Source organism: Streptomyces sp. NPDC001401 (genome assembly GCF_042895385.1).
GTDB lineage: Bacteria > Actinomycetota > Actinomycetes > Streptomycetales > Streptomycetaceae > Streptomyces.
In genome coordinates, this window is the sequence record NZ_JBIAWI010000017.1 from 53,978 (window position 1) to 77,883 (window position 23,906).

General features: G+C 70.5%; 18 protein-coding genes and 1 pseudogene. 5 read left to right on the forward strand and 14 right to left on the reverse strand.

The window, feature by feature from the left end:
- Positions 1–7: 7 nt before the first annotated feature.
- From ACFY10_RS40580 to ACFY10_RS40595, 4 genes and pseudogenes are all read right to left on the reverse strand, one after another.
- Positions 8–805, reverse strand: a complete 798-nt coding sequence (locus ACFY10_RS40580) for a VOC family protein (protein ID WP_390670324.1) — start codon at positions 803–805, stop codon at positions 8–10.
- Between the two features lie 108 nt (positions 806–913).
- A pseudogene (locus tag ACFY10_RS40585) lies at positions 914–1,616 on the reverse strand (sigma factor-like helix-turn-helix DNA-binding protein); the annotation flags it as partial.
- Positions 1,617–1,755: 139 nt separating this feature from the next.
- Positions 1,756–2,406 carry a DUF6629 family protein gene (locus tag ACFY10_RS40590; protein ID WP_390670325.1) on the reverse strand — a complete coding sequence of 217 codons (651 nt, stop codon included), beginning with the start codon at positions 2,404–2,406 and terminating at the stop codon, positions 1,756–1,758.
- Between the two features lie 61 nt (positions 2,407–2,467).
- The gene (locus tag ACFY10_RS40595) at positions 2,468–3,199 is read right to left on the reverse strand and encodes a TioE family transcriptional regulator (RefSeq protein ID WP_390670326.1); all 732 of its coding nucleotides are present in this window, start codon (positions 3,197–3,199) and stop codon (positions 2,468–2,470) included.
- A 58-nt stretch (positions 3,200–3,257) separates the two neighbouring features.
- Between ACFY10_RS40595 and ACFY10_RS40600 the strand changes: the two genes are divergently transcribed.
- Both ACFY10_RS40600 and ACFY10_RS40605 read left to right on the forward strand, forming a co-directional pair.
- Positions 3,258–4,463, forward strand: a complete 1,206-nt coding sequence (locus tag ACFY10_RS40600) for an erythromycin esterase family protein (protein WP_390670327.1) — start codon at positions 3,258–3,260, stop codon at positions 4,461–4,463.
- A 177-nt stretch (positions 4,464–4,640) separates the two neighbouring features.
- Complete coding sequence (locus ACFY10_RS40605) at positions 4,641–5,069, forward strand: hypothetical protein (RefSeq protein ID WP_390670328.1); 429 nt, start codon at positions 4,641–4,643, stop codon at positions 5,067–5,069.
- Positions 5,070–5,217: 148 nt separating this feature from the next.
- On the opposite strand, the gene ACFY10_RS40610 is transcribed toward ACFY10_RS40605, so the two are convergent.
- Positions 5,218–6,069, reverse strand: a complete 852-nt coding sequence (locus ACFY10_RS40610; RefSeq protein WP_390670329.1) for a hypothetical protein — start codon at positions 6,067–6,069, stop codon at positions 5,218–5,220.
- Between the two features lie 130 nt (positions 6,070–6,199).
- Here ACFY10_RS40610 and ACFY10_RS40615 point away from each other — a divergent pair, with 130 nt between their 5' ends.
- From ACFY10_RS40615 to ACFY10_RS40625, 3 genes are all read left to right on the forward strand, one after another.
- Positions 6,200–6,844: a TetR/AcrR family transcriptional regulator gene (locus tag ACFY10_RS40615; protein ID WP_390670330.1), complete on the forward strand. Its 645-nt coding sequence runs from the start codon at positions 6,200–6,202 to the stop codon at positions 6,842–6,844.
- Between the two features lie 128 nt (positions 6,845–6,972).
- Entirely contained in the window at positions 6,973–8,205 is a 1,233-nt protein-coding gene (locus ACFY10_RS40620; protein WP_390670331.1) for a PP2C family protein-serine/threonine phosphatase, read from the forward strand.
- Positions 8,206–8,391: 186 nt separating this feature from the next.
- Complete coding sequence (locus ACFY10_RS40625) at positions 8,392–9,768, forward strand: carbohydrate-binding protein (protein ID WP_390670332.1); 1,377 nt, start codon at positions 8,392–8,394, stop codon at positions 9,766–9,768.
- A gap of 85 nt (positions 9,769–9,853) precedes the next feature.
- On the opposite strand, the gene ACFY10_RS40630 is transcribed toward ACFY10_RS40625, so the two are convergent.
- From ACFY10_RS40630 to ACFY10_RS40670, 9 genes are all read right to left on the reverse strand, one after another.
- Positions 9,854–10,456, reverse strand: coding sequence for a sarcosine oxidase subunit gamma (locus ACFY10_RS40630; RefSeq protein ID WP_390670333.1), 603 nt, complete (start codon positions 10,454–10,456; stop codon positions 9,854–9,856).
- Positions 10,449–13,664: a sarcosine oxidase subunit alpha family protein gene (locus ACFY10_RS40635; RefSeq protein WP_390670334.1), complete on the reverse strand. Its 3,216-nt coding sequence runs from the start codon at positions 13,662–13,664 to the stop codon at positions 10,449–10,451. Before ACFY10_RS40635 ends, ACFY10_RS40630 begins: the two co-directional genes overlap by 8 nt.
- A gap of 12 nt (positions 13,665–13,676) precedes the next feature.
- Complete coding sequence (locus tag ACFY10_RS40640; RefSeq protein ID WP_390670336.1) at positions 13,677–14,909, reverse strand: sarcosine oxidase subunit beta family protein; 1,233 nt, start codon at positions 14,907–14,909, stop codon at positions 13,677–13,679.
- On the reverse strand, positions 14,906–16,201 hold the full coding sequence (gene glyA, locus ACFY10_RS40645; RefSeq protein ID WP_390670337.1) for a serine hydroxymethyltransferase: 1,296 nt from the start codon (positions 16,199–16,201) through the stop codon (positions 14,906–14,908). Before glyA ends, ACFY10_RS40640 begins: the two co-directional genes overlap by 4 nt.
- The gene (locus tag ACFY10_RS40650; RefSeq protein WP_390670338.1) at positions 16,198–17,058 is read right to left on the reverse strand and encodes a bifunctional methylenetetrahydrofolate dehydrogenase/methenyltetrahydrofolate cyclohydrolase; all 861 of its coding nucleotides are present in this window, start codon (positions 17,056–17,058) and stop codon (positions 16,198–16,200) included. Before ACFY10_RS40650 ends, glyA begins: the two co-directional genes overlap by 4 nt.
- A gap of 120 nt (positions 17,059–17,178) precedes the next feature.
- On the reverse strand, positions 17,179–19,617 hold the full coding sequence (locus tag ACFY10_RS40655; RefSeq protein WP_390670339.1) for an FAD-dependent oxidoreductase: 2,439 nt from the start codon (positions 19,615–19,617) through the stop codon (positions 17,179–17,181).
- Between the two features lie 219 nt (positions 19,618–19,836).
- The gene (locus ACFY10_RS40660; RefSeq protein ID WP_390670340.1) at positions 19,837–20,799 is read right to left on the reverse strand and encodes an ABC transporter substrate-binding protein; all 963 of its coding nucleotides are present in this window, start codon (positions 20,797–20,799) and stop codon (positions 19,837–19,839) included.
- A 13-nt stretch (positions 20,800–20,812) separates the two neighbouring features.
- Positions 20,813–22,813 carry an ABC transporter permease gene (locus ACFY10_RS40665; RefSeq protein ID WP_390670341.1) on the reverse strand — a complete coding sequence of 667 codons (2,001 nt, stop codon included), beginning with the start codon at positions 22,811–22,813 and terminating at the stop codon, positions 20,813–20,815.
- Positions 22,813–23,901, reverse strand: coding sequence for a glycine betaine/L-proline ABC transporter ATP-binding protein (locus ACFY10_RS40670; RefSeq protein ID WP_390670342.1), 1,089 nt, complete (start codon positions 23,899–23,901; stop codon positions 22,813–22,815). Before ACFY10_RS40670 ends, ACFY10_RS40665 begins: the two co-directional genes overlap by 1 nt.
- Positions 23,902–23,906: the final 5 nt, after the last annotated feature.

The following is a 23,906-nucleotide window of genomic DNA, read 5'->3' on the forward strand; positions in this document are numbered from 1 at the left end:
GGGAGGCTCAGGCCTGGGCCGGGGTGAGCACGACGAAGTCCGCCCTGGACGGATCGAGGCAGACGGCCAGCCGCCCGACGCCTTCCGCGTCCTGCGGCCCCATCTGCACACTGCCGCCGTTCTCGGTGACCTTGGCGACCGCCGCGTCGCAGTCGGCGACGGCGAACACCGGGTGCCAGTACGGCCGCCCGTCCGCCAGTGAGAGGGCCTCCTTGGAAACCTCCATCAGGCCGCCCTGCATGCGCTCCGCGGGCAGCCCGGCCGGAGTGATGAGGATGTACGTGCCCCCGCCGCCCGGCAGCTCCATGTCGGCGAACTGCCAGCCGAGGACACCGCCGTAGAACTCCTGCGCGGCCGCGGCGTCGCTCGTGTACAGCTCGGTCCAGGACAGCGAGCCCGGCTCGTCCACCAGCTCGGCGCCCTTGTCCGTCCCCGGCTGCCATACGGCGAACTGGCCGCCCAGCGGGTCGCTGTACTGCGCCATCCGGCCCCAGTCCTGCAGATCCATGGGCGCCACCCGCACCGTGCCGCCCAGCCGCTCCACGGTCCGGGTCGTGGCGTCCGCGTCGGTGACGCTGTAGTAGATCATCCAGGCCGAGCGGGCGCCCTCCTCGGTGAGCTTGCCGAGCCCGGCGACGGTCTTGCCGTCCTTCTTGAACATCCCGCCTTCCATCTCCCCGCCCTCGCCCATGGACTCGTAGTCCCAGCCGAGCACGGCGCCGTAGAAGGCTGCGGCGGCCCGGACGTCGGGAGCACCGAGGTCGAGCCAACAAGGAGAACCGGGGACGAAATCAGTGGTGATCACGGAACTGCCCTTTCGCGGATTTCGTACGGACCCAGCCTGGCACCGAGTCCTCACACCCGCTCGTCGGGCGGCTGCGCGGAGGCGCGGAGGGGGTCCGAACGGCCGCGGTCAGTTGCTCTGCCGGCGAGCCTGCCTCCCCCTCGCGGTCGAGGGCCCAGGCGTCGCCGACCGGGAAGACGGGGCCGAGGTGGCCGAGCTTGTCGGCATTGGTCACCGCCCGGACGGTCTGGATCCGGCCGTCGAACACCTCGAGGACCATGGTGTGCAGGACCTTGCCGTCCCGGTCGCGGAAGATCGCGCCGGGCTGGCCGTTGACCTCGTGCAGCTCGAACGTCACGTCGATCCGGAGCAGCCAGGGGAAGACCGTGCCCAGCAGCCGGGCCACGTTCTCCGCACCCATGACGGCCCTGGCCGGCTGCGGGGCCTTGCCGCCGCCGTCCCCGACCAGCTGCACATCGGCGGCCAGCAGGTTCTGCAACCCGCCCACGTCGCCGTTCTGCAGCGCGTCGAAGAACCGTGTCACCAGCTCCTGCCGGTCCTGACGGTCCGCCGCGAACCGGTGGCGTACGGCCGCCATGTGCCGCCGCGCGCGTACCAGCAGCTGTCGGCATGCCGCCTGCGAACGCCCCACCGCCGCCGCGATCTCGTCGAACCCGAAGGCGAACACCTCGCGCAGCACGAACACCGCCCGCTCCAGCGGGCTGAGCCGCTCCAACAACAGCAGTGCCGCCATCGACACCGAGTCGGCCGGCTCCACCGACCGCGCCGGATCCTGATAAGGATCGCTCAGCAGCGGCTCGGGGAACCACGGCGCTCAGGGGGTGTGGCAATCCGGCCCGCCGGGAGGGCGTCAGGGGGAAGGGGATCAGTGTGAGCAAGGTCGAGGAGTTCGAGGAGCTGCGGCCGCTGCTGTTCTCGATCGGCGCGGACGCGCCGTCGGAGAGCCGCATTCACACCGTGTCAGGCGTGGGCCGAACTGCGCCGTGAGACCTCGGCCGTCGGCCCACCACCCACCGGAACACCACCACCGAGCACACCGCCGCGAACGCGCACCACGTCGAGACGAACTCCAGCCGCCACAGCGCCCAGCACACCAGCGCGCCCACCCCGGCCAGGAGGCCGAGCCCCCGCAGCCGGCGGTCGCCGGACAGCAGCAACGCGCCGACCGTGGCCAGCAGATAGCCCACGACGAGCACGCCCGCATGCGGCAGCCCGATGACGTAGCCGACGGTGTGCCCGCGGATCTCGGCCCGCGCGGGACGGGTGGCCATGGCGTGCGCCAGCACGGCCGCGGTCGCGACACCGGACGCCACGGGAATCGCCAGCCGGGCTGCGGCATGCCGCGGAACGGCGCACACCACGGCCAGCGGCACCCACACCGCAAGCAGAGGAAAGGCGATCACGGCCCAGGCGACGGTGGCCGGCCCGGTGCCGCCCCCTGCCTGCCAGACCCGTGCCTCGACCAGCTGATGGAGGCCGAGCAGCAACGGCAGCGCGGCAAGCGGGAGATCGCCGGTCCGGTGCACGCGCGCCACGCAGGCCACACCCACGCAGGCGATCCCGGCACCCGCGACGAGATCTGCCGTCGCACTCCAGCACATGGCACCACCATGGTGGCGACCGCTGCTCAATTCCAGCGGTGCCACCGGCAACGCCGAAGTCTCATCCGCGCGTGCGGAGATACGCCTCCAGCTCGGCAGCCCCCGTCAGCATCGCCCGCCCGCGGGTGGACAGCCGCCCGTGCCAGTCGCGCAGTGCGGCCTCCAGTGGCTCCAGCCCGCCGGCCGCCCGCACCTGGGCGATCAGCGGGGCGATCTGCTCCAGCAGATAGCCTCCGCGCCGGAGCTGGTGGGCCAGCCGGGCGTCCCGTACGGCGGACTCGTCGTAGACGCGGTAGCCGGTCAGCGGATCGCGGCGCGGTTGCACCAGCCCGGCGCGCTCCCACTTGCGCAGCGTGGCGGGCCGGATCCCGAGCTGTTCTGCGAGCGGTCCGATGAAGGTGCCGCCGGGCCCGGAGCCCGCACGCGGCGCGGACGCCGCGGTCGGATCCAGGTCACGGAGGGCGCTCTCCACGGCCTGGAGAGTCCGGCGGTCGTCGAGGAGCTGGGCGTGGCTCTCGTCGATGAGGCGGTACGCCTCCTCGACCGCGGCCTCGTTCACCGCCCGCATGATCGCCGTCGCCGTCCGGTGTCCGTGGCCGGGCACCAGCGCGAGGAACGCGCGCAGGGCTCCCGCGTGCAGCGGGGTGTAGGTGCGGTAGCCGTGGGGTGTGCGAGCGGCGGCCGGAAGGATGCCGGCCTCCTCGTAGTTCCTGATCGCCTGCGTGGACAGACCGTGCCCGCGCGCCAGATCGATCGGCCTGAGTCGCTCGCCGGTTTGAAGGTTTTGCCCCATGCTCCTGCCGATATCGCGAAGAAGTCTCAATGGAAAGTTCAACGATACCGTTGAAGGCATGGTCACCGACATCAAGGACACCACGCATGCCGTCGAGGCGGCCGCCGTCATGAGGCTGCTCCCGGCCCGGCCGCGGCTGCTCGCTCTGGGCGAGCCCACCCATGGCGAGGACGCTCTGCTCGACCTGCGCAACGAGCTCTTCCGGCAGCTCGTCGAGCAGGAGGGCTACCGGACGATCGCGATCGAGAGCGACTGCCTGATGGGCCTGACCGTGGACGACTACGTCACCGCCGGCACGGGCACCCTCGACGACGTCATGGAGCACGGATTCAGCCATGGCTGGGGCACCTCCGCGGCCAACCGCAAGCTGGTGCGCTGGATGCACGCCTACAACGAAGGCCGGCCCGTGTCCGAGCGGCTCCGCTTCGCCGGTTTCGACGGCCCGCTGGAGATGACCGGCGCCGCGAGCCCCCGGCAGACCCTCACCGCACTCCACGGCTGCCTCGCGGCCCGGGTGGACGCTGACCTGCTCCCCTGCACCGCGGAAACACTCGACCGCCTGCTCGGCACCGACGACCGGTGGACCAACCCAGCCGCGATGATGGACCCGGCCCAGTCCGTGGGACAGTCGTCCGAGGCCAGGGAGCTGAGGCTGCTCGCCGACGATCTGGCGGCCCTGCTCGACGCGCAGACGCCGTACCTGATCACGGTGACCCCGCAGGACGACTGGGACCGGGCGCGCCTGTACGCGCGGACCGCAACCGGCCTGCTGCGCTACCACTACTGGATGGCCGACACCTCGCCGAGCCGCATGACACGGCTGGTGGCCCTGCGGGACCAGATGATGGCCGACAACCTCCTCGCCGTCGCCGAACGGGGCCCTGCGCTCGTCCACGCCCACAACGGCCATCTCCAGCGGGAGAAGAGCTCGATGCGCATGGGCGGGATGCCGCTGCAGTGGTGGAGCGCCGGCGCGCTCGTGAGCACCCGTCTGGGCGAGGAGTACGCCTTCCTGGCCACGGCCCTCGGCACGATCCGGCACCAGGGAGTGGACACCCCGCCGCCGGACACCGTCGAAGGACTCCTGTACGCGCTCCCGGAGGACCGCTGCGTCGTCGACACCTCCCGGCTGACCACCGCCCTCGGCGACACCCGGCCCGCGCCCCGTGTGTCCCCGTGGTTCGGCTACGCCCCGTTCGACCCGGCCCACCTGGCCGGAAGCGACGGGCTCGTGTTCGTCAAGGACGTCGTCCCGCAGAGCTAGGGGGTACATCCCCTCGCCCGAGGCCGGCGGCGGGCTGCTGATCGCAGCAGTTGTCGCGTACGGCATCTACGATGTGCCGACGGCGCCGAGGTCGGCTCCTTCGGCGGGCCGGTCGGGACCGTGGTCGGCGGCGGGATCGGCGAGGGCATGAGGGACGGGATCGGGGATCTGTTTCAGATGAGGAACTGGGCGGCGAGGCTGCTCGGGAAGGAGCAGCCCCGCAGTGCGGATGAGGACTCGTCGGCGATCCCGTCGCCGGGCCCGGTGTGGATCGATCCGGAGATCCCGGACGAGGAGCGCGCAGTTGCGCTGGTGCGCCTCCTCGAAGACCCCACGGCGCGCGAGGACGAGCAGGACGACGCGGCATCGGATCTGGAGTACCTCTCCGGTCCGTTTGTCGAGGCGGCCCTGATCCGCGCCATCCGGGCGGGGGACTTCCACAGCGACCTGGCCCAGCGCTGCGCCGAGTCCCTCGCCGGAATCTGGGCCAGGGAGGGCCACGTGGACCCCGCCTTCCTGGCGGAACTGCGCAGCCTGGCGAAGGCGGAGGTCTTCGGCATCCTCGGGGCGCGGGCGCCGCATCTACTTCCCCCTGGCGCCCACTAGAGAATCGCTTCCAAGGGGCCGGCGATCGTAGGCGATCAGTGCGCAGTGGATCGGTTGCCGGTGCGTTGCATGTGTCCGACTCGGTCGTCACAACCCGATGTCGCACACCCTCCCTGCGTCCGTGAACCCCGCAATCGGATCCATTCGTCTAGGGGCCGGTTGCCATGCTTCGTGGTGATGCCGGGCACTCGCCCAGGTCAGTCCACCCGTCCTTCTGCTCGGCGAATTCCTGTCCCCATCGGGGCAACGGCTCATCGGGCACCACCAGATCATGACCGAGTTTCTGTCCCTGGTATGTCTCGAATGCGCCGTCGCCGGTCGTCTGGTGAATCAGCAGTCTTGCGGCGGGCGGGTTGGCGTTGGCGCCGGCGCTGTGCTGGTTGCCCGCCACCGCACGCAAACCGTCGATGTAGTAACCATGGCTCATCCGGATCGAACCCCGGCTCCTGCCCTTGAGGTCACGGCCCAGCGGCCCCCAGCGCACTTCGTGCATGCTCGCCGAGTCGACTGGATCGTCGCTCTTGTCGAGTGCGGTATACGTGACGGCCATGTCCACGCGGCCGTCGTTGTCGAAATCTCCGAACGCCGCCCGGAATCCCTCCTCGGGCGACGCATGAGCCTTCTGGCGCCCTTTCGCCGTGGTGACGATCGACCACACCGGGTGCCGGACCTGCTTGCCGCCAGGTCCCTCGAACGTGACGCCCGTGCGCCCGTCACGGTCCTTGGTGTCGTGCACCTCGTCCACCACGCCGTCGCCGTCCACGTCTGCATACAGCGTCCGCCCGTCCGACGAGGCGCAGATCGGCTGTTCCCTGCCCGGGTTGCGCACGTGGGGATCCGTGCTCGCTTCCTGGCTCGTCGGCCACGCGTACCAGCCCACCCCCACCGCCACGATCACGAGGACTGAACAGCCCACCAGCCATCTGCGCCGCCGCGCCGCCCCGGCGCCGGGCGCATCCACGAAGGCGTTCTTGCGCTCGGATACGTCGTCACCACGCATTTGAGAACCCTAGATGAACGTGCACGGGATCCGTGCTGCTGTAGCACCTGCTCCAATTAGAGTGGGCTGGTCGGAAAGAGGCCGCCGTTCAACGACGGCACAGACCCTTGCACGGACCGGAGAGGCGCACATGACCAGGGGGACCACCGAGCGGAAGCAGCGCGCCAACGGTGTGGAGTCCCGCCGCCGCATTCTCGACGCCACCGTGGAGATCGCGGGCGAGCGCGGCTACGAGGGCACGTCCATCGCCGCGGTCAGCGCCAAGTGCGGGCTGCCCGCCAGCTCGATCTACTGGCACTTCAAGGACAAGGACGACCTGATCGCCGCGGTCATCGAGCGCAGCTTCGAGAGCTGGCTCGCGGCCGTTGCGCTGCCGGGCGAAGAGGCCGGTACGCCGCTGGAGCGGGTCACGGCGATGGCGGCGAACGTCGCGAAGGCCCTTGTCGACGTCCCCGACTTCCTGCGTCTGGGCCTGATGCTCGCCCTGGAGCGCCGCCCCACGGAGCCCCGGGGCCGGACGGTGTTCCTCCAGGTCCGCGACATCGCCCACCAGAGAACGGCCGATGTGGTCAGGGACCTGTTCCCGGACCTGGCCGAGGACGACGTACAGACCCTGACCGCCTACGCCGTCGCCGGCGCCGACGGCCTCTTCGTGCACCGGGAGATCAACGGCGATGCCGTCGACCTGGTGGCGATGTTCGAACTCCACGCACGGCTGGTCCACGACGCGGCGACCCGAATGTCGGCGAGGACAGGGACACGGCCCCGCGGCTGACCGCCGCCCGCCGGGGCCCGGAAGAGCGCAAGCCCAGGCCACCTGCCGTATTCGCTTCTATCGTGGGAACACGTCGTGGGGACACGTCGTCGGAACACACTGATGGTTGGCGCCAAGGCAGGCAGCACATGAGGAAACCGCAACCGATCGACTACTCGGCGGTCTTCCAGGCCCTGCCCGGCATGGTGGCCCTGCTCACCCCCGAGCTGGTCTACGTCGACGTCAACGACGACTTCGCACAACTGGCCGGGCGCTCACGTGAGCAGCTGCTGGGCCGCTACATCTTCGATGTCTTTCCCGAGAACCCGAACGATCCGGCCGCGGCCGGTATGCGGGAGACCCGGGAGTCGATGCTGCGCGTGGTGGCCACCGGCGAGCGGGACACCATGGCGGTGCTGCGCTACGACATCGAGGACGCCCAGCGGCCCGGCCACTGGCAGGAGCACTTCTGGAGCCCGGTCAACGCCCCCGTCCTCGGCCCGGACGGGAAGGTGACACTGGTCGTGCACCGCGTGGAGGAGGTCACCGAGCTCCTGCGCGCCCGCGGCAGCCGCACCGGCGGCGACCGGGCACGCGTGCTGGAGGCCGAGCTCTACACCCGCGCCCGGGAACTGCAGGAAGTCAACGAGCGGCTGCGCAAGGCCCACGCCCACGAGCGCGAGGTCGCCCTGGCCCTGCAGACGGCGATGATGCCCACCCCAAGGCATCTCGGACAGCATCAGGCAGCCGTGCGCTACCAGCCCGCCATCGGTGACCTGAACGTGTGCGGCGACTGGTACGACCTGGTGGACCTGCCCGGCGACCGTATGGCCGTCGCGGTCGGCGATGTCGTCGGCCATGGTCTGGCCGCCGCCTGCGCCATGGGACAGCTGCACAGCGCCCTGAGCGCGGCCACCCGTGTCGCCGACGGCCCGGCGCAGGCCCTGGAGGCCCTGGACATGTACGCCGGCTGCGTCGACGGGGCCGAGTCCGCCACGGTGGCGACGACCTTCGTCGACTGGGGCGGGCGCAGCATCACCTACAGCTGCGCGGGCCATCCGCCGCCCGCCGTGCTGCACTCCGACGGCACCGTGTCCTTCCTGGACCAGGCCACCGACCCGCCGATCGACGCACGCCCCGACCACGTCGCCCGCCCCCAGGCCCGTGTCCCCTTCACCGAGGGCGACACGCTGGTGCTGTACACGGACGGTCTGATCGAGCGCCGTACCGAAGACGTCGACACCAGCCTGGGCCGCCTCGCCGACTGCCTGGCCCGCCACCGGCAGACCGCTCCCGAAGCCCTGGCCGACGCCCTCCTGGCCGACCTTCTGCCGTCCACGGGCAACACCGACGACACCGCCCTCGTCGTCGTCAGCCTGTAGCCGACCGGCCCGGCCTCCACGAAGCGTTCCTGCGGCGGTCACGCATGCCGTCGTACTGCACATGGCACCCCAGGCGTCCCCCAAAGCGCGAAAGACCTCCGCCTTTGACATCGTTCCGGGCCTTTGCGGCAAGGCCGCCTACGGATTCGCCTCAGTCTCCCCCGTACTCAGCAGGAGGTACACCGCATGGTCGGCAGACATGCAGCGGGCAGGCGCCGCGCCGCCCTGGCCACACTCGGCACCCTCGTTCTCACCGGGATCCCCGCGGCCGCGGCGGCCGCCCCGCCGCCCGCGCCGGGGCCACTGCCCTCCGCGGCCCGGACCCTCGGCGCCGACAGACCGTCGCCGCAGGTGCTGCGCGCGATGGAGCGCGACCTGCGGCTGACGCGGGCGCAGGCGGCCGCCCGGCTGGTCAACGAGGAGGAGGCGGGCACCCGTGCGGGCCGTCTGCACAACGCCCTGGGCGGGCACTTCGCCGGAGCGTGGGTGAGCGGGAAGACCTCCGCCGAGCTCACCGTCGCGACCACCCATGCCGAGGACGTGCCCGCCATCAAGGCGCAGGGCGCCAAGGCCGCGGTCGTCAAGACGCCGCTCAGCGCCCTGGAGGCCCTCAAGGCGAAGATGGACGCGGCCGCCGTCCGCGTGAAGACGCACGACACACCGGTCTGGTACGTCGACGTGCCGGCGAACCGGGTCGTCGTCGAGGCGACGAGGCAGTCGGCTGCCACCGCCTTCATCAAGGCCGCGGGGGCGGCGGACCGGGGTGTGGCCGTCCGGGTGTCCGCCGACCGGCCGCGGCTGATGGAGAACCTCGTCGGCGGTGAGGCCTATTACATCAACAACGCCGCCCGCTGCTCCATCGGCTTCTCCATCACCAAGAGCCAGCAGCAGGGCTTCGTCAGCGCGGGCCACTGCGGCAAGGCCGGTGCCAGGACCACGGGCTACAACAAGGCCGACCAGGGCACGTTCCAGGGCTCCACCTTCCCCGGCAAGGACATGTCCTGGGTCGCCGTCAACAGCGGCTGGACCGCCACGGCCGACGTCAAGGGGGAGGGCGGCAGGAACACGGAGGTCGCCGGCTCGGTCCAGGCGCTCGTCGGGGCGTCGGTCTGCCGCTCCGGCTCCACCAGCGGATGGCACTGCGGCACCATCCAGCAGCACAACACGTCGGTCGACTACGCCGAGGGCACCGTGGGCGGCCTGACCCGGACCACGGTGTGCAGCGAACCGGGCGACTCCGGCGGCCCGTTCATCTCCGGCGGCCAGGCGCAGGGCGTCACCTCCGGCGGCTCGGGCGACTGCACGTCCGGCGGAACCACCTTCTACCAGCCGGTCAACCCGATCCTGAGCACCTTCGGCCTCACCCTGAAGACCGCGACCGTTCAGACCGGCCCGCCCGCGCCGCAGGGCACCGGCACGGCGAACGCATGGTCCTCCGGCCGCGTCTACGAGGTCGGCACCATCGTGACCCACGCGGGCGTGCGCTACCAGTGCCTGCAGACCCACCAGGCGCAGGGAGCCTGGTCGCCGGAGGGCACACCAGCCCTGTGGCAGCGGATGTAACGGCCGTACGGGCTTGTGGTGCGGGGGCGGTGCCCCCGCACCGTCCGCTCTCGTATCGGCGCACGCATGCTGCTCGCGGATGTCCTCAGATGTATTCGGTCGCCGCGTCCAACAGCCAGTCCGTCAGGTAGCCGGCGAAGGACGAACGGACCAGTACCCAGAATCCGGCCCCGGGTTCGTCCCGGGCGACCAGTACGACCTGTGTGCGGCCCAGCGTCGTCTGGGCGCAGCGTCCGGCGCCGAAGGCGCGCGGGTGCAGGTCCAGCGGGCAGCCGTGGGCCAGCAGGTCGCGGGCGCGGGGGCCGGAGACCAGGAGGGTGGTGCGCTGGGCGGAGACGTCGGTGACGGAGACGGGCTCCTCTCCGACGGCCGCCCGGATCCGGGTCTCCAAGTCCCGCTCGCTGCCCGGCGGGCCCACCACCAGCCATTCGTCCGGGCCGAGCCACAGCGCGGTCAACTCCCCCGCGCGGATGGCCGTGTTGGGTTCGAGCGGCAGCTGCAGGCCCAGGGCGAGCCCGACCGCGTCCGCCGCCCCTCCCTTGGCGTCGAGGCGGACGTTCACCTGAGTCAGGAAGGGGAGCTCGGCCAGCCGGACGGCGCCCTGGGAGGTGCGCGTCGCGGTGGCCAGGCGGTCGGCGTACCGCGACAGGGGGCTGCGGGGCGGGGCGGTGAGTGCGGTGTCAGCCATCGCGGCGGGCTCCCTCGGGGTCGTAGAGGACGGGGCTTGCGACGGTCACCGGGACCAGGCGGTCGCCGACGGGGGCGTACAGCCGCTCGCCGATGCGCTCCCGGCCGCCCTTGATCAGGGCCAGTGCGAAGGTCCGGCCGAGGGCGGCGCTGCGGTAGCTGGAGGTGACGTGGCCGAGCATCGGGACAGGTGGCGCGGGCAGTTCGCTGTCGGCGACCAGGTGGGTGCCCTCGGGGAGGAAAGTGCCGGGATCATCCGGGAGCAGGCCGACCAGGTGCTTGCGGTCGGGGCGGACGGCGTCGGCACGGGCGTAGGAGCGCTTGCCGATGAAGTCGGGCTTCTTCTTGGACACCGCCCAGCTCATACCGAGGTCGTGCGGGGTGATCGTGCCGTCCGTGTCCTGGCCGATGATGGGGTAGCCCTTCTCGGCGCGCAGGACGTGCATGGTCTCGGTGCCGTACGGGGTGATGGCGTACGGGGCGCCGGCCTCGTACAGCGCCTCCCACAGGGCGAGGGCCTCCCAGGGTGACACGTTGATCTCGTAGGCGAGTTCGCCGGAGAAGCTGATCCGGCAGACGCGCGCCTCGATGCCCGCGACGGTCGTCTCGCGCCAGGCCATGAACGGGAAGTCGTCGTTGGACACCGCGAGTTGGGGCGCGAGCGAGCCGAGGACCGTGCGGGACTTCGGGCCGACCAGGGCGACGGTGGCCCACTGCTCGGTGACCGAGGTGCAGTGGACCTTCAGCTCCGGCCACTCGGTCTGCAGCCACTCCTCCATCCAGTCCAGTACGGCGGCCGCGTTGCCCGTGGTGGTGGTGACCAGGAAGCGGTCCTGGGCGAGGCGGATGACGGTGCCGTCGTCGAAGACCATGCCGTCCAGGCGGCACATCACGCCGTAGCGGATCATGCCGACCTTCAGGGTGCTCATCATGTTGGTGTAGAGCAGGTCGAGGAAGACGGCCGCGTCCGGGCCCTGCACGTCGATCTTGCCGAGGGTGGAGGCGTCCATGAACGCGACGCTGTCGCGGGCGGCTGCGCATTCGCGCAGTACGGCCGCTTCCATGTCCTCGCCGTCCTGGGGGTAGTACCAGGGGCGCTTCCACTGGCCGACGTTCTCGAAGAGCGCGCCGTGGTCGACGTGCCACTCGTGCAGGGCGGTTGTGCGGACCGGGTCGCTGAGCGCGCCGCGGTCGCGGCCCGCGAGGGCGGCGAAGGAGACCGGTGTGTACGGCGGGCGGAACGTGGTCGTGCCGAGCGTGGAGATGTCCACGCCGAGGAGTTCCGCCACGACGCCGCTGGCCAGGACGCCGGACGTCTTGCCCTGGTCGTTGGCGGTGCCGGCGGTGGTGTAGCGCTTGGTGTGCTCGACCGAGCGCATGCCGGCGCCGGTCGCGCGGGTCAGGTCGTCGATGGTGACGTCGCGTTGGAGGTCGACGAAGCGGAGGGCGCCTTCGCGGCCGGGCACGGCGAACACCTGCATGGGCGGCGTCGGCCGGGGTTGGGCAGGTGCCTGCGGGAGGCGGGGTGCCTCGGGGGTGTAGCCCTCGGCCTCGATCGCACGGGCGCCGGCGGCCGCGCCCTGTGCGAGGACGCCTGCCAGGTCGAACACGCCGCTCGCGCTGCCCGCGACCTCGACGGCCTGCCGGCCGGCCTCGGGCAGGAAGGTGCCGAGCGTCTCGTCGTAGCGGAGCTTGCCGCCCGACTGGCTGAACAGGTGCGCGACGGGGTTCCAGCCGCCGGAGACCAGAAGCAGGTCGGCGCTGAACTCCCGCTGTCCTTCGGTCTGTCCGTACGGGGCGACGGTCACGGTGGTGAGACGTGCGTCGCCGTCCGTGCCCGTGACGGCGTGGCCGGGCAGTACCTCGATGCCGGCCGCGCGGGCACGGTCCGCCCAGGCGCCCGGTTCGGGGCGGGTGTCGACGACGGCCGCGATGTCCACGCCGGCCCCGGCGAGGTCCAGCGCGGCGGCGTAGGCGCTGTCGTTGGTGGTGAACACGACGGCGCGGTGGCCGGGCAGGACTCCGTGGCGGTTGGCGTAGGTGCGGGCCGAGGCGGCCAGCATCACGCCGGGGCGGTCGTTGTCCGCGAAGGCGAGCGAGCGCTCGTGGGCGCCGGTGGCGAGGACGACTCGGCGGGCGCGGATGCGGTGGACGCGCTCGCGGGAGACGTTCTGCGGGGCCTGGGCGCCGAGGTGGTTGGTACGGCGCTCGACGGCGAGCAGGTGGTTGTCGTCGTAGTAGCCGAAAACGGTGGTGCGGCGCAGGACGCGGACGTCGGGGGCGGCGTCGAGTCGGGTGTTCAACTCGTCCACCCAGTCGAGGAGTTCGGCCGTGCCGAGGAGGCTGCCGCCGAGGGCGGGCTGGTCGTCGGCGAGGATCACTCGGGCGCCGCTGCTCGCTGCGGCGGCTGCGGCTGCGAGGCCGGCCGGGCCGGCGCCGACGATCAGCAGGTCGCAGTGGTCGTGTACGGCGTCGTAGCGGGCCGGGTCGGGGGTGGTGGCGAGGCGGCCCTGGCCGGGGAGGCTGGTGGCGACCAGGCCGTCGTAGAGCTCGACCGCTGTCGCGGGGAGCATTGGCTCGGGGAAGGGTTCCTCGATCTGGATGACGGCGTTGGGTTCTTCGACGCCGGCCGAGAAGATGCCGCGGGGGCGGCCCAGCTTGATGCTGGTCGCTGCCTGGATGACGCCGTTTGCCAGGAGGGCCGAGGCGAGGGTGTCGCCGCGGAAGCCCTGGTATTCGGTGCCGTCGAAGGTGAACGTCAGCTGGGCGTTGCGGTCGACTCGGCCACCCGTGGCCAGGCGGTTCGGTTGGCTGCCGAGCCGTGCTGGGGGCTCTGCCCCCAGACCCCCGATCGGCCCTGAAGGGGCCTCGTCCTCAAACGCCGGACGGGCTGGTTGTGCCGGACCCGGCTGAGAAATCACCGCGCGGGGCTCAAAGGTCGCCGGACGCTCCTCCCCCGCCCGGTACACCGCCAATACCTCGTTCGTCGACGTGTCCCGTACAGCGTTGAACCAGCGGCGGCAGCCCGCGGAATGGCTCCACCTCTCGGCGAAGGGGCCCTTGGGATTGTCGCGGAAGAACAGGTACTGGGCCCACTCCTCGTCGGTCAGATCCGCGGAGTTCTCCGGGTAGGGGACGTGGGCCTGGCCGCCGTAGTGGAACTCGGCCTCGTCGCGGGGCCCGCACCACGGGCAGGGGATGAGCAGCATGGGTTCGGCTCCCTAGTGGGCCACCGCGGCCGCGCCGTGCTCGTCGACGAGCGCGCCGGTGGTGAAACGGTCGAGCGAGAAGGGGGCGTTGAGCGGGTGGGGGGTGTCGTTGGCGATGGTGTGGGCGTAGACCCAGCCGACGCCGGGGGTGGCCTTGAAACCGCCCGTGCCCCAGCCGCAGTTGAGGTACAGGTTGTCGACGGGGCTGAGGCCGACGATCGGCGAGGCGTCGGGGCTGACGTCGACGATGCCGCCCCAGGTGCGCAGGACGTGGGCGCGGGCGAAGACCGGGAAGAGTTCCAGGGCCGCCGCCATCTGGTCCTCGATGATGTGGAACGCGCCGCGCTGGGTGTAGGAGTTGTACGCGTCGATGCCCGCGCCCATCACCAACTCGCCCTTGTGCGCCTGGCTGACGTACACGTGGACCGCGTTGGACATGACCACCGTGGGGTGGACCGGCTCCAGCAGCTCCGACACCAGCGCCTGCAACGGGTGGCTCTGGACCGGGAGTTCGATGCCTGCCATGGCGGCCAGGACCGAGGTGTGGCCGGCCGAGCAGAGGGCCACCTTGCCCGCCGCGATCGGGCCCAGGTTGGTCTGGACTCCGACCACCCGTCCGCCGACCACGTCCAGGCCGGTGACCTCGCAGTTCTGGATGATGTCGATCCCGGCGGCGTCGGCCGAGCGTGCCAGGCCCCACGCCACGTGGTCGTGCTTGGCGATGCCGGCACGCGGCTGGTAGGTGGCGCCGAGGACGGGGTAGCGCACGTCCTGGCTGATGTTGACGATCGGGCAGACTTCCTTGACGCCGTCCGCGTCGAGCCATTCCGCGTCCACGCCGTTGAGGCGGTTGGCCTCCACGCGGCGCACGCTGTCGCGGACGTCCTGGAGGCTGTGCGCCAGGTTCAGCACGCCGCGCTGGGAGAAGAGGATCGGGTAGTCGAGCTCGTCCGCCAGCCCCTCCCAGAGCTTGAGGGCGTGCTCGTAGATGCCGGCGCTCTCGTCCCACAGGTAGTTGGAGCGGATGATCGTCGTGTTGCGGGCCATGTTGCCGCCCGCGAGCCAGCCCTTCTCCAGTACGGCCACGTTGGTGATGCCGTGGTTCTTCGCCAGGTAGTGGGCGGTGGCCAGGCCGTGTCCGCCGCCGCCGACGATGACGACGTCGTACGACCGCTTCGGGTCGGGTGTGCGCCACAGCCAGTCGGGGTGTTCGGGGAGCTCGGCGCCGGGGGTGCGGGGGCTCATCGGGTGTCTCCGGCTTCTGTTGCTGCCTGTGACAGGTGCGGGTAGAGCGGGTGCTTCGCGGCCAGTGCCTCGGTGCGGGCGCGCAGGGCCGCGGTGTCGGGCTCGGGCTGGAGCGCCAGCGCGATCACGTCGGCGACCTCCGTGAAGTCCTCCTCGGTGAAACCACGGGTGGCCAGCGCCGGGGTGCCGATGCGCAGGCCGGACGTCACCATGGGCGGGCGCGGGTCGAAGGGGACCGCGTTGCGGTTGACCGTGATGCCGATCTCGTGGAGCAGGTCCTCAGCCTGACGGCCGTCGAGCGGGGAGTTGCGCAGGTCGACGAGGACCAGGTGGACGTCCGTGCCGCCGGTCAGCACCTTCACCCCGGCCGCGGCCGCATCGGGCCGCGTCAGGCGCTCGGCCAGGATGCGGGAGCCGGCCAGGGTGCGGGCCTGGCGTTCGGCGAACTCCGGGGACGCGGCGACCTTGAAGGACACCGCCTTCGCGGCGATCACGTGCTCCAGCGGGCCGCCCTGCATGCCGGGGAACACCGCCGAGTTGATCTTCTTGGCGAGGTCGGCCTCGTTGGTGAGGATGACTCCGCCGCGCGGGCCGCCGAGCGTCTTGTGCGTGGTCGTGGTGGTGACGTGGGCGTGCGGGACGGGGTTGGGGTGCAGCCCGGCCGCGACCAGGCCCGCGAAGTGCGCCATGTCGACCATCAGCAAGGCACCCACCTCGTCGGCGATCCGGCGGAAGGCCGCGAAGTCCAGCTGCCTCGGGTACGCCGACCAGCCCGCGATGATCATCTTGGGGCGGTGTTCCTTGGCGAGCTGCTCCACCTCGTCCATGTCGACGAGGTTGTCCGCCTCGGACACGTGGTACGGCACGACGTTGAGCATCTTGCCGCTGTAGTTGATGCGCATGCCGTGGGTGAGGTGACCGCCGTGCGCGAGGTCCAGGCCGAGGATCGTGTCTCCCGGCTGCAGCAGGGCGAAGAAGACAGCCGTGTTGGCCTGGGCGCCCGAGTGCGGCTGGACGTTGGCGTAACCGGCCCCGAAGAGGGACTTGATCCGCTCGATCGCCAACCGCTCGGTGACGTCGACGTGTTCGCAGCCGCCGTAGTAGCGGCGGCCGGGGTAGCCCTCGGCGTACTTGTTGGTCGCGACCGAGCCCTGCGCCTCCATCACGGCGGTGGGGGCGAAGTTCTCGGAGGCGATCATTTCGAGCGTGGACTGCTGGCGGTGCAGTTCGGCGGCGAGGGCGGCGTGGACCTCGGGGTCCAGCTCCGCCAGCGGGGTGTTCAGCGCGTTCATACGGCGTTCGCGTTCCTCTCGGCGGCCTCGACGACGTTGGCGAGCAACATCGCCCGGGTCATGGGGCCCACGCCCCCGGGCATCGGCGCGAGCCATCCGGCGACCTCGGCGGCCTCCGGGTGGATGTCGCCGATCAGCCCGTTCTCGGTACGGGTGATACCGACGTCCAGGACGGCCGCGCCGGGGCGCAGCATGTCCTTGGTGATCAGTCCGGGCGAGCCGGCCGCGGCGATGACGATGTCCGCCTCGCGCACGTGCCAGGGCAGGCCCTTGGTGCCGGTGTGGCAGAGGGTGACGGTGGCGTTCTCGGAGCGGCGGGTGAGGAGGAGGCCGATGGGCCGTCCGACCGTGATCCCGCGTCCGACGACGCACACCCGGGCGCCCGCGAGGGGCACCTCGTAGCGGCGGAGCAGTTCGACGATGCCGCGCGGAGTGCAGGGCAGTGGCGCCTCGGTGCCCAGGACGAGCCGGCCCAGGTTGACGGGGTGCAGTCCGTCGGCGTCCTTGGCCGGGTCCATGCGGGCCAGTACGGCGTTGGCGTCCAGGTGCTTCGGGAGCGGGAGCTGCACGATGTAGCCGGTGCAGGCCGGGTCGGCGTTGAGTTCGTCGATCACGTCCTCGACCTGCTGCTGTGTCGCTTCGGCGGGCAGATCACGCCGGATGGAGGCGATACCGACCTGCGCACAGTCTCGGTGCTTGCCGCCGACGTAGGCATGGCTGCCGGGGTCGTCGCCGACGAGGACGGTGCCGAGGCCGGGAGGACGGCCACCGGTAGCCGTCAACTTGGCCACGCGCTCGGCGAGTTCACGACGGATGTCGGCGGCGGTCGCCTTCCCGTCAAGCAGCTGTGCGGTCACCGACGGCACTCCTTCCCAGAGGGCAACTGCGGTTCTTCCAGGGGCGCGGGGCTGTATCGATATGCGGCTCCGCCGCGGGGCGCGACCAGCCACGACGCACCCGCAGCCGTTCGACTGCGCTCAGCCACGGAGACGGGACATCGTCGGGTCGAACAGCGGCTCCTCGGCGACGACCGCTTCGATGCGCTGGTCGAAGTAGCCGATGTGCAGCGTGGTGCCGGGCACGGCAACCTCTGCGGGCAGCCACGCATAGGCGATGCCCTTGCCGATCGTGTAGCCGTACGCCGCGCTGGTGACGTACCCGACCGCGCGGTCACCGTCGAACACCGGCTCCTTGCCCAGGACGACCGACTGCGGGTCATCGATGGTGAGGCAAGTCAACCTGCGCCGCACGTTCTCCTTTCGGCGCTCCAACGCCTCCTTGCCGACGAAGTCGCTCTTGTCGAGCTTGACGGCGAAGCCGACGCCGGCCTCGTAGGGGTCGTGCTCATAGGTCATGTCGGTGCCGAAGGAGCGGTAGCCCTTCTCGAGGCGGAGGCTGTTGAAGGCGCCGCGGCCGGCGATGATGCCGCCCAGCGGCTTGGCCGCCTGCCACAGGGTGTCCCACAGCTTCAGGCCCTGGTCGGCGGTGGTGTACAGCTCCCAGCCGAGTTCGCCGACGTACGACAGGCGCATGGCGGTGACGGGCACCGAGCCGATGTAGGCGCGCTTGGCACGGAAGTACTTCAGGCCGTCGTTGGAGAAGTCCTCGTCCGTCAGCGGCTGGAGGACCTTGCGGGCCAGCGGGCCCCACAGGCCGATGCAGCAGGTGCCGGGGGTGATGTCGCGGACCTGGACGGTGCCGTCGGCGGGGAGGTGGCGGGTGAACCAGTCCAGGTCCAGGTTGCCGTTGGCGCCGACCTGGAAGAGGTCGCGGGCCAGACGGGCGACGGTGACGTCGCTGCGGATGCCGCCGTCGTGGTCGAGGAGGAGCGTGTACGTGACCGAGCCGACCGACTTGGCGACCTTGCTGGAGGTCAGGCGCTCCAGGAAGTCGGCGGCGCCGGGGCCGGTCACCTCCAGGCGCTTGAGGGCCGTCATGTCGTACATCGCGACGGTCTCGCGGGTGGCCTGAGCCTCCGCGCCGACGATGGGCGACCAGTACTGCGCGGCCCAGTCGTTCGGGGTGGGGATGGAGCGGCCCTCGACGAGGGAGGCGTTGGCCTCGTACCACTGCGGGCGCTCCCAGCCGTTCGCCTCCAGGAAGAAGGCGCCATGCTCCTGCTGGCGGGCGTGGAAGGGGCTGGTTCGGATCGGGCGCGGCTTCCCGGACGGCTGGAGGGGGTGGAGGATGTCGTAGACCTCGACGAAGTTCTGGCAGTCGCGGGCCAGGACGTACTCCGGGGAGAGCTGGTGCGGCTCGAAGCGGTTGACGTCGCACTCGTGCAGGTCGAAGGAGGAGCAGTGGCCGTCGACCAGCCATTCGGCGACGGCCCGGCCGACGCCCGCGGAGTGGGTGACCCACACGGCCTCGGCGACCCAGAAGCCCTTGACGTCCGGGGACTCGCCGAGCAGCGGGAAGTTGTCGGTGGTGAAGGAGAACAGGCCGTTGATGCCCTCCTCGACCTTCGCCTCCTGCGTGGCGGGGAGGAGGGACTGGGTTTCCGTCCAGGCGGGCTCGAAGTCCTCCTCCGTGAACTTCAGGACCGAGGGCATGGTCTCGGCCTCGTCGAAGGAGAGGATCTCGTCGGCGGTGATGGGCATCGGGCGGTGGCCGTAGTAGCCGATGCCGATGCCGTCGAAGCGGTCGCGGTAGTAGAGGTCGGCGTCCTGGTGGCGCAGGATCGGGCGGACCGCCTCCTCGGTCTGGCCCGCGAGCGCCGGGACGGGGCCGGTCCAGGCGAGCTGGTGGGCGAGCGGGGTGAGCGGGAGGTTCATGCCGACCATGCGGGCGATCTTCGGGCCCCAGATGCCGGCGCAGCACACGACGATGTCGGCGGGGATCTCGCCCTGGTCGGTGAGGACGCCGGTGACGCGGCCGTCGGCCTGCAGTACGTCCAGGACCTCGTGGCGGGCGCGGAACGTCACACCTCGCTCGGTGGCCCGGCGGATCTGCGCCTCGACGGCGAGGACGGCCTTGGCAAGGCCGTCGGTGGGGACGAGGAGGCCGCCGAGGACCCGGTCGCGGTTGACCAGCGGGTGCTGCTCGACGCACTCGTCGGCGCTCAGCAGGCGGGCCTCGATGCCCCAGGCGGTGATCCAGCCGTGGCGGCGGTGCAGTTCCTCGAGGCGCTCGGGGGTGGTCGCCACTTCGAGGCCGCCGACCTGCAGGAAGCAGGGCTTGCCGTCGACGTCGAGGGAGCAGAACTTCTCGACTGTGTAGCGGGCCAGCTCGGTCATGGTCTTGGAGGAGTTGGTCTGGAAGACCAGGCCCGGCGCGTGTGAGGTGGAGCCTCCCGTGGCGGGCAGCGGGCCCTGGTCGACCACGGTCACTTCGGTCCAGCCTCGCGCGGAGATCTCGTCCGCGAGGGCCGCTCCCACGACGCCCGCTCCGATGATCACCACTCGGGGTCCCGCCATCGCCGCACCTCCGGAAATCAAAACCGTCCAGTTGCTTTCTGCGCAACGTGATTCAGGTTGCGCAACTCAATGTGCCTGTCGCGGGGAGGGGGTGTCAAGGGGTCCGTGACGTCCGAAAACAGGCCGGAACACCCGCCCTGAACATGGCAATGCCCGGCGGGCGGCGCGCATCTGCACGCACCGCCCGCCGGGCATGTTCAACCGGCTCGTGGCCTCGGCTCACTTGATCCAGGCGTCGACCTTGTCCTTGTTCGCCTCGACCCACTTCTTGGCCGCCGCATCGTCGGACAGCTTGTCCTGAGCGATGTACTTGGCGACCTCGTTCTGGTCGTCGTTCGTCCAGTTGAAGTTCTTCACCAGGTTGTAGGCGGGGCTGCCCGACTTGGCGAACTTCGCGCTGACGATCTTGTTGAGGTTGTAGACGGGGTAGTCGCAGGCGACCTTCGCCGCGTCGGTGTCACAGCCCGTCTTGTACGCGGGCAGGGAGACCTTCTTCAGCGGGACCTCGGACAGGAACCACTGCGGCTCGTAGAAGTAGCCGATCACCCACTTCTTGTTCTTCTCGGCGTCGCGGAAGGCCGTGATGAGGGCCGCCTCACTGCCCGCGTACACCACCTTGAAGTTCAGCTTCAGGTTCTTCACCAGCGCCGCGTCGTTGGTGACGTAAGACGGGTCGCCGTCCAGGAGCTGGCCCTTGCCGCCCGACTCCGAGGTCTTGAACTGCGACGCGTACTTGTTGAGGTTCTTCCACTGGAGGATGTCGGGGTGCGCCTTGGCCAGCCACGGCGGCACGTACCAGCCGATGATGCCCTTGTTGCCGGTCTGGCCGGCGTCGACGGCGGTCTTCTGGCCGCCGATGTACTTCTTCACCAGGTCGGCGTGGCCCCAGTTCTCCAGGACCGCGTCGACCTCGCCGGTGCCGAAGCCCTGCCAGGCGATCTGTTCCTTCAGGTTCTTCTTGGTGACCGTACAGCCGAGGTTGTGCTGCGCGACGTATGCGACGACCGCCGCGTCGGCCTCGTAGCCCACCCACGGGTTGACGGCCAGGTTGAAGGTGCCGCACTTGCCCGAGCTGCCCGAGCCCGCGGAGGAGCTGTCGCCGACCTTCGCCCCGCCGCAGGCAGTGAGGGTGAGGCCGAGGACGGCCAGGCCGGCCGCGCCGGCTTGCCAGTGTCTTGCCATGGTGTCCTGCTCCTTATGCGCTCGCGCGTCGCGCCGCTGCCTGAGTGATCCGGTCGAACATGACTCCGAGCAGTACGATGGCGAGTCCCGCCGCCAGCCCCTTGCCGTACAGCTCGTTCTGGGAGAATCCGGCCACGACGTCGTAGCCGAGGGCGCCCGCTCCTACCAGGCCGCCCACCACAACCATCGACAGCACGTAGATCAGGCCCTGGTTGGTCGCGAGCGTCAGGGCACTGCGTGACATCGGCAGTTGGACCTTGGTGATGATCTGCCAGGTGTTGCACCCGGCGGAGGTGGCCGCTTCCACGGTGGTCTCGGGCACCGCCCGGATCCCGTCCGCGATGATCTTCATGGCGACCGGCGCTCCGTAGACGATCGCCGCGACGATGGCCGTGAAGCGGGTGGCGCCGAACAGCGCGAGGAACGGCACGAGATAGACGAACGGCGGCATGACCTGGGCCGCGTCCAGGGTGGGCCGGATCATCCGGTCAGCCATCATGCTGCGGCCCATCCACACCCCGAAGACGATGCCGAGGATCATCACGAGCACCGTCGCGACGAGCGTCGAGGCCATCGTCGTCATGGCGTCCGACCACACACCGGTGGCGACCAGCAGGCCCACGCACACGGCCGTGGTGATCCCGGCCTTCCAGCCGCCGAGCACCACTGCCAGTGCGACCAGCACCGCGCCGACGAGCCACCACGGGGAGTCGGTGAGCAGCGTCTGGAACGGGTTGAGCAGGCCGTTGGTGATGGTGTCGCGGAAGGCGTTGGTCAGACCCGACAGGTTGTCCTGCACCCAGGTGGCCGCGGTGTCCGTCGCGCTCGCGATGTGGGTTCCGACGGTGCCGTCACCGGGGAAGTCTGCGGCCCACAGGTAGGTGTGCGAGAGGTAGATCAGGACCACCGTGACCACGGCGCCGGCGCCGAGCAGAGGCCTGCGCCACTTCTCGAAGCGGTTCTTGGAGTTGCGTGCGTGCTCCTCGCGTGCGCTGGCCGCGGTCGTGACCCGGTCCAGCACGATCGCCATGATCACGATGGCGAGGCCCGCGTTGAAGGCCGTGCCGACGTCGAGCGACTGCAGTGCCTGCAGGACGTTCACCCCGAGGCCCGGTGCGTTGATCAGGGCCGCGATGGTCACCATGGCCAGGGCGGCCATGATGGTCTGGTTCACACCCATCACCACGGTCCGCTTGGACATCGGCAACAGGACCTTCAGCAGCGACTGCCGCCGCGTGGCGCCGAGGGAGTCGGCGGCCTCGACCGTCGTCTTCGACACGTTGCGGATGGCGTGCGCCGTGATGCGGATCGTCGGCGGGGCCGCGTAGATCACGGTGGCGATCGTCGCGGACGCGCCGCCGATGAGGAAGAACAGGGTCAGCGGCGCCAGGTAGACGAAGGTCGGCATCGTCTGCATGAAGTCCAGGAAGGGCGTGACGATCCGGTTGAACCGGTCCGAGAGACCTGCCCACACCCCGAGCGGGATCGCGAACAGCAGGGCCACGAACACCGCGCACAGGATGAGCGCCAGGGTGTCCATGCTCTCCTGCCACAGCCCCTGCAGCCCGAAGAAGGTGAAGCCGGCCACGGCCAGCAGGGCGACCTTCCAGTTGCCCACGGCCCAGGAGACGAACCCGGCGAGGCCGACGACGCCGAGCCAGCCGATCTCGGGGACCGGGCGGGCCCCGGACGGCTGGGAGATCAGGTGCTGGACGAAGGTCACCAGGTTGTCGATGACCAGCCGGATCTCGTTGAAGAAGTACAGGAAGAGCGGGTTGGAGTTGCGGTTGGCGCCGATGGAGTCGTTGAAGTCGTTGATCCACCGGTGCAGATCGGTCAGATCGGCCACCGCCAGGGACAGGGTCTGCTTGCCGCGCAGGACGGCGAACAGCACCAGCCAGACGACGAGGATCGCGCCGATCACCATGGGCCGGCTGACCTTGCGCGCGCCCTTGGCTGGCGCGACCTCTGCTACGGCGTCTGTTTTCTCGGGTTTCTCTATGGCGACGGTCATCACGCGTCGCCTTCCTGCCCGGCGACCACCGCGAGGATCTCCTCGTCACCGACGATGCCGAGCAGCTTGCCGTTCTCGACGACCTTGACCGGCTTGTCGGCGGCCAGGACGACCCGGGTGGCCTCCTTCACCACGACGTCCGGGCCCAGTTCGGGGCCGTCGAGGTCATCGCCGTCCTCCGGGGCCCGCATGATCCACTTCAGGGTGAGCACGTCACCGCGGGGCACGTCCTTGACGAACTCGCGGACGTAGTCGTCGGCCGGGGCGCCCACGAGCTCGTCGCCGGTGCCGCACTGGACCATCTTGCCGTCGCGCATGATGAGGATGCGGTCGCCCAGCTTGAGGGCCTCGGAGAGGTCGTGGGTGATGAACACCATGGTCTTGCCGACCTCGTGGTGGAGGCGGATGACCTCGTTCTGCATGTCGCGGCGGATCAGCGGGTCGAGCGCGGAGAACGGCTCGTCGAAGAAGAGGACGTCCGGGTCTCCGGCCAACGCCCTTGCCAGGCCCACGCGTTGCTGCATACCGCCGGAGAGCTGGTCGGGGTAGGAGTTCTCGTAGCCGGCGAGGCCGACCAGCTCGACGACCTCCATGGCCCGCTTGGTGCGCTCGGCCCTGCTCATGCCGCGGATCTCCAGGCCGAAGGCCACGTTGTCCACCACCCTGCGGTGGGGCAGCAGCCCGAAGTGCTGGAAGACCATGGAGAACTTGCGGCGGCGCAGGTCACGCAGCCGCTTGTCGTCGGCTTGGCGGATGTCCTGGCCCTCGAAGACGACCTCACCGGAGGTGGGTTCGATCAGCCGGGTCAGACATCGCACCAGGGTGGACTTGCCGGAGCCGGACAGGCCCATGACGACGAAGACCTCACCGGGCGCGACCTCGAAGTTGACGTCGCGCACGGCGGCGGTACATCCGGTGCGGTCCATGAGCTCGCGGCGGCTGAGCCCGCACAGCTCCTCCGATTCCGGCACCCGGTCGGCCTTCGGCCCGAACACCTTCCACAGATTGCGCACAGATATGACGGGCGTGCCGTCCGAGTCCTGAGGGGTGCCGCGCCGCTGCGCCACCTCGGTCTGTGTGGGGGTCACGATCG